At 76.9% G+C, this 2,640-nt stretch carries 4 protein-coding genes; 1 reads left to right on the top strand and 3 read right to left on the bottom strand.

What is annotated here, in order from left to right; genetic code table 11:
• Both DQW06_RS01750 and DQW06_RS01745 read right to left on the bottom strand, forming a co-directional pair.
• The coding region (locus tag DQW06_RS01750; RefSeq protein ID WP_157983320.1) for an adenosylcobinamide-GDP ribazoletransferase at nt 1-575 on the bottom strand (575 nt) is incomplete at its 3' end.
• Between the two features lie 137 nt (nt 576-712).
• On the bottom strand, nt 713-1,708 hold the full coding sequence (locus DQW06_RS01745; protein WP_041552374.1) for a bifunctional adenosylcobinamide kinase/adenosylcobinamide-phosphate guanylyltransferase: 996 nt from the start codon (nt 1,706-1,708) through the stop codon (nt 713-715).
• Nucleotides 1,709-1,915: 207 nt separating this feature from the next.
• On the opposite strand from DQW06_RS01745, the gene DQW06_RS01740 reads away from it, so the two are divergent.
• Nucleotides 1,916-2,122, top strand: coding sequence for a hypothetical protein (locus tag DQW06_RS01740; RefSeq protein ID WP_013151999.1), 207 nt, complete (start codon nt 1,916-1,918; stop codon nt 2,120-2,122).
• Nucleotides 2,123-2,163: 41 nt separating this feature from the next.
• On the opposite strand, the gene DQW06_RS01735 is transcribed toward DQW06_RS01740, so the two are convergent.
• Nucleotides 2,164-2,523: a DUF1622 domain-containing protein gene (locus DQW06_RS01735; protein ID WP_013152000.1), complete on the bottom strand. Its 360-nt coding sequence runs from the start codon at nt 2,521-2,523 to the stop codon at nt 2,164-2,166.
• Between the last annotated feature and the right edge of the window lie 117 nt (nt 2,524-2,640).

Raw genomic sequence — 2,640 nt, 5'->3', positions numbered from 1 at the left:
TGCGCCCAGCCCGCCAGGCACACCAGCGGCGCGGGGACGGCGGCCAGCAGCGCACCCGGAAGGCGCACGGTCCCCGCCACGAACGCCCCCAGGCCCTCGGGCCGCGCCGAGGGCACGCGCGGGGTGCACGCCAGGGCCACGGCCAGCCGCCCGGCGGCCCCGGCCGTCGCCGCGCCCGTCAGCGCCGCCTCGGCCGAGGCCTGCGCCAGCTGGCCCAGGGCCAGGGTCTGCGCGGCGAGCACGATCACCAGGGTGACCACGCCGAACGGACCGATGTCGGACCGGCGCATCACCTCCAGGGCGCCCTCGGCGGGACGCGCGCTGCCCAGCCCGTCGGCCAGGTCGGCCAGGCCGTCCAGGTGCAGCCCCCGCGTCAGCAGCGCGCCCAGCCCGACGGCCAGCAGCGCGGCCAGCGCGGCGGACAGGCCGACCGCCGTCCCGAGCACGGCCGCCGCGCCGGTGAGGCCGCCCAGGAGCGCGCCCAGCACGGGCGCCCACACCATCGCCCACCCGGCCACGCGGCGGTCCAGCCGCCCCGCGCGCACCGGGAACACGGTGAACGTGCCCAGCGCCATCCGGGCTCCCGCGACCGCGTCCGCGGCCCGGGAGGGAACGGAGGGGGAGCCGCCCGGGACGGGCCCGTCCGAAGACGAGCCCTCCGGGGGAGGCCCGTCCGGCGCGGGATCACGTGGAGGGGGGCCGGCGGCACCGCTCACGGCAGCTCCAGGACGCGGCCCGCTGCCACCAGCACCACGTCCTCGGACTCGGCGCCGACCCACTGGTTCAACCGGCCCAGGTGGTCGCGGAACAGCCCCCCGGCACGGGTCGCGGGCACCACACCCGACCCCACCTCGTTGGTGACCGCCACGACGTAGGCCTGGGTGGAACGCCAGGCGTCCAGCAGCCCGTGGACCGCCGCCTCCACCTCCTCCTCCGCGTCGGGCGGCGGGCTGTCCTCCCACAGCCCCGCCCCGTCCATCACCCGGGTCAGCCAGGTGCCCAGGCAGTCCACCAGGACCGCGCCCCGGGCGCCCTTGAGCAGCGCGGCCAGGTCGGTGGTCTGCTCGGTGCGCCACCACCAGGGGCGGCGCCGCACGTGCCGGGCCACCCGGTCGGCCCAGTCGGGGTCCGCGTCCGGGTCGGGCTCCGGACCGGTCGCCGCGTACAGCACCTTCGGCTCCGACATCAGGCGCAGCTCCGCCTCGGTGGACTTGCCCGAGCGCGCGCCCCCGGTCACCAGGGTCCGGTGCGGCCCGCGCGGCCGCGACTCCGGCCACACCGCCGGAGGGCACGACAGGACCTGCCCGTCGCCCGGCACCAGGGCGCCCCACAGCCGGGCCCGGCGGGCGAACTCCTCGGGTGAGCGGACGCGGTGGTCGCCGCCGACCGCGACGACGGCCGTGGTCACCCCGATCACCCCCGAGCGGCGCAGCTCGCCGATGACCTCCGGGCGCTGCGCGGCGTCCACGATGACCATGTCCACCTGCTGGTCGGGGCGGGCGGAGGAGTAGCCGGAGGAGCCCTCGGCGCGCGCCTCCGCCGGGGGGACGCCGGGCAGGGGCCCCGGGCCCGTGCGCGCGTACATCAGCCTGCCCCCGTCGGGGCCCTCGACCAGGACGCCGTCGGGGGTCGGGCTCACCGAGTACCCCGGCGGCACCGGGCCGACCACCCCCGCCTCACGGACGCGGAAACGGTCGTCCACCGTCACGCGCAGGGGCAGGCGGCGCTCGGAGAGGGCCTTGTTGCAGGAGGCACAGGTGCACTGGGGGGCGGGCCACCCCGAGTGCCCGGCAGTCCCGAGAAATCGGATACGCACCGAAAAAGTAAACAGCATCCTCCGCCAAGGCTTGGTTAAGCTCGGGCCAGGATCACGGTGACCGGCGCTGTGACCTCCGTGACGAAGGGGCGGTCGAACATGGCGTGGACCTGGCGGTACTTCGAGGCCGACGGAGCCGACCCGCTGGGGCAGGACCTGCCCTCGGAGTCGTTCACCTCGCGCGGCGACGCGGAGAGCTGGCTGGGGGAGAACTGGCAGGAGCTCGCCGAGGGCGGCGTGGGACGCGTCGCCCTGCTCGACGGAGACACGGAGGTCTACGCGATGTCCCTGGAGCCCGTCGAGTAGCGCCCGTCCGCCCGGGGGCCGCGAAGGCCTCCGGCGGCGGGTCAGCCGGTGCCGGTGAGGGAGCGGCCCTGCCACGGCCAGCGGTTCTCCAGCTCCACCTCCAGGGAGAAGCTGAGGAAGGTCCGGATGAGGACGATCCCGGCGAGCACCCCCACGCTGGCGAAGGTGGGCGACACCGCGACCGTGCGGATGATGTCCCCGGCGACGAGGAACTCCAGGCCCAGCAGGATCGCCCGGCCCAGCCCCTGCCGGTAGGGCCGGTAGGCCGCGTCCAGCCCGTGCCCGCTCACCCACCGGTACAGGAACAGCGCGGTCGCGCCCAGGGCCCCGACGACGATGACGCCGACCCCGGCGACGTCGACCGCGGTGCCCACCGCCTCGATGACGTGCGCGATGTCCATGGAGCCCCCTCCGTGCCGCGTGCGTGCGGACCGGCAGCTACCCAGGTCGGGCGGGGGCGACACCGGGGGCCGCGCGGAGGGGTGCCCGGAACACGGAAGGGCCCGGCCGTCCTGGGG

The organism is Nocardiopsis sp. TNDT3 (assembly GCF_003427465.1).
Classification (GTDB): domain Bacteria; phylum Actinomycetota; class Actinomycetes; order Streptosporangiales; family Streptosporangiaceae; genus Nocardiopsis; species Nocardiopsis dassonvillei.
This window is presented reverse-complemented; position numbering and strand designations above follow the sequence as displayed.

What these genes read in the sequence shown, in the direction of transcription:
- DQW06_RS01740 (WP_013151999.1), top strand. Translation starts at nt 1,916, where the DNA reads ATGGCGTGGACCTGGCGGTACTTCGAGGCCGACGGAGCCGACCCGCTG.
- DQW06_RS01735 (WP_013152000.1), bottom strand. Translation starts at nt 2,523, where the DNA reads ATGGACATCGCGCACGTCATCGAGGCGGTGGGCACCGCGGTCGACGTC.